Origin of the sequence: Flavobacterium sp. (assembly GCF_044369455.1) — a bacterium.
Lineage (GTDB): Bacteria > Bacteroidota > Bacteroidia > Flavobacteriales > Flavobacteriaceae > Flavobacterium.
The window spans coordinates 1-2,674 of record NZ_JBIPLW010000033.1 but is presented as its reverse complement, the minus strand read 5'-3'; the positions used below and the strand labels follow the sequence as shown (position 1 = coordinate 2,674).

Annotated in this window: 2 protein-coding genes; both read right to left on the bottom strand. The window is 50.1% G+C overall.

The window, feature by feature from the left end; all coding sequences use genetic code 11:
• Positions 1-674: 674 nt before the first annotated feature.
• On the bottom strand, positions 675-1,307 hold the full coding sequence (locus tag ACIQ2L_RS13520) for a hypothetical protein (RefSeq protein ID WP_396159709.1): 633 nt from the start codon (positions 1,305-1,307) through the stop codon (positions 675-677).
• A gap of 668 nt (positions 1,308-1,975) precedes the next feature.
• The coding region (locus ACIQ2L_RS13515) for a cytochrome P460 family protein (protein WP_396159707.1) at positions 1,976-2,674 on the bottom strand (699 nt) is incomplete at its 5' end.

Here is a 2,674-nt window from a genome sequence, read left to right as displayed (position 1 = left end):
AAACTAGTTTAACCGATGCGGCGTGACGGTTGTAACATGTTGGTTGCAATGACTGTACGATTGCGCCCACCTCAGATCGGGCAATCACCCCCAGTCCAGCCTGCAATCGTCCCTAGAACAACGACGCTACTCGGTGCGGAGTTCAGTACGCATTGTACTTCAAGGCTTCGGATAGATGTACCAGGATTGTGGAGTCATACAAAAAATAGCGAAGCATGTCGCATATGTGATCACCGACAGGACAAGCAACAGAAATCCCACAACATAGGATTTTTTGCTGCCATTTAGAACCCCTCTTGCGAGCATCATGATTCCGATCCCAGCGACTGCATAAGCCGTCGTTGCGAAAGTCATGACCATTCGTTGCCAAAGTTGCGTGAGCGGGTGATTGTCCTCGAGATGAACGAGGCCATATACTGTCACCCCTACGAGAGTGACAGCGACGAGGATAAGACAAACGGCAATGGCGATGCGTCGCGGAGTAATCAACAATGATGCAACGGCGCGGCTTGATTTGATATCTAAACCGCGACCAGGATGTGTTGTTACTTCGTACGGATTCGTAGACATTTGGGCGCAACTCTCTGTCCGCCATAACGGCTCGATTCACCCACCGGCGGGATGAATCATCGATATGTGAGTGTACCCGATCGCCGATTGGGTGCAATCGTTGGTTATCTGACGGGTATCAAGTCTGTATCGATCTTGGCCAGTAAGGTGCGGTTATAAGTTCGTGACGTAACATAGCAGATTGTTCCGTAGCAAATAGCCAAAAGCGGCGTCCAGAGAATCATTTGGACGGTTTCAATCCAAGCGGTTGCATAGATCGCAAGATCGCTGGGGAGTTTGGAGACTGTATCTGAGGCAAAATGGCCGTTGAGAGCCGCATTGCGTCCAATCCAGTGCAAGAAGATCCAAATCATCGTAGTTACGCAGTGAACGGCAACAGCCGAAATGATTCGAAGCCGAAAACGAAAGTGCAGCAGGCATGCGATTGCAGCTGGGGGCAAATAAATCGCAATCGTCCATTGGGCAAATGGGCTGCGAATTTGAGCGAGGAATGCGGTAAGGACAATCGCAAAGATTCCTGTTGAAAAGAGCAGGTCTATTAGTCGAAATTGTCTTGGGAAACGAAACATTGTGTCCTGCTCAAAAACAGGTCGGCGAGCCGGTCGAGGTGATTCACGAAGCACACTAAGCTGCGGTATGTGAATTTGGTTGCCACACTCACACGATCGGAACGTGCCAGCATCACCAGCACGAACAATTAAGGAGCGTCCACAGGCGCAGGGTACGTTGTATTCCATCTGTCTTGTTTCGGCGAACGCCACGCATCACCGCGGTCGCGGCGAGTGATGCTCCGTTGAATAAATGGCCGATCCGCGACTCCGGTGCATTCGATGGTTACGTGACTTGCTTCCGGTTTGACAGTGTCGCCCAAGCTGCGACTATCACGGCAGTAAACAGTGCAATCCCAGAGCAAGCAAGCGGTGGATAGTATAGCACAGCTTCCGATGGGTCAGGACCGTATCTCCTGATTTGATCATTCCAGAGTGAGTTGGTGATTGCCCAGCCGCAAAGCGAAACGGCCAGAAGTAGTAAAACCGAAGTGACATATTGTCCGGCTATTTTGAAGGCAATACCAAGTCCGGTCGCTGCACTCATTAGCGTACACATCGGGAGAGAGATCAGGCCTGCTTGTTGGCCATACGACAAAATAGGCTCAGTTGTTGTGTCGCGTTTCTCGAGAATTGTCGAAGCGAAGATGTATCCAGCGAATCCAACGATTCCCCCAATCATCGGCAGGCCTAAAAATGCCAATGTCGCAAGAGCAGAACGTGACGAACTCGAAAGGCCAGGTGTGGCTCGTGGGCCAAGCGAGGTTGGCGATCGATACGGTGAATCATCGTCATGCATGCTGATTTGTCACTTAACGATTCGGATCACGGAGTCCGCTAATTATTGGATTCTAATCTCAAGGGCGGCTTGTTGCGGACTGCGGTGCATCCGTTGGTTCGGTTTCCTCATTGAGATATTCCCTCGTAACGTATCCTGTTGTTTTGTAGTTGTCATGGCAGTTCATGCAAGAATCAATGCGTCCCCGTGCGAGTACCTGACTTGCATCCGAGTTAACAACAGCGAACTCCCAGTCGCCGTGTTGCTCTGCATATCCAGGAGGCATTTTCCGCATGATGGTTGCCAGTTCTGGTGAACCGCCTTCTTTCTTGTCAAATTTCCATTTCACTATTATTGTGCCTACCGGATAGTCATCCGTTCCCTTTCGGATGGTTGGGAGGGATTCTTTGGTAATGTAAACTTCGCAGTAGCGTGGGCCGTGTACTTCATACCAATCGAGTGGTTGCGTACATAGCATAGCGGTATTTGGTGCCATCAGATAACGCCCTTGCGTTACGGCGACAAGCTTATCCCTTTGGGTAATCTCTCGTAGAAACGTTCTAGAGATCGCAAGTTTATCTTTCGTAGGTGATCGGTCAATTGGCTCTTGGCTCACAAGAAAAGGGACTGCTCCAAGCGAGACTAGAATGAGAAACAATGCGAGAGTCAGGCGAGTCCGTTTCATTGATTCTTTCTCCGCGAAAGAATCCATGTAAGTCCTGGGTTTGGGGCGGAGGCCTTTTGAATAAAATCTGGCGACCTTAACCCGTGATCTTGT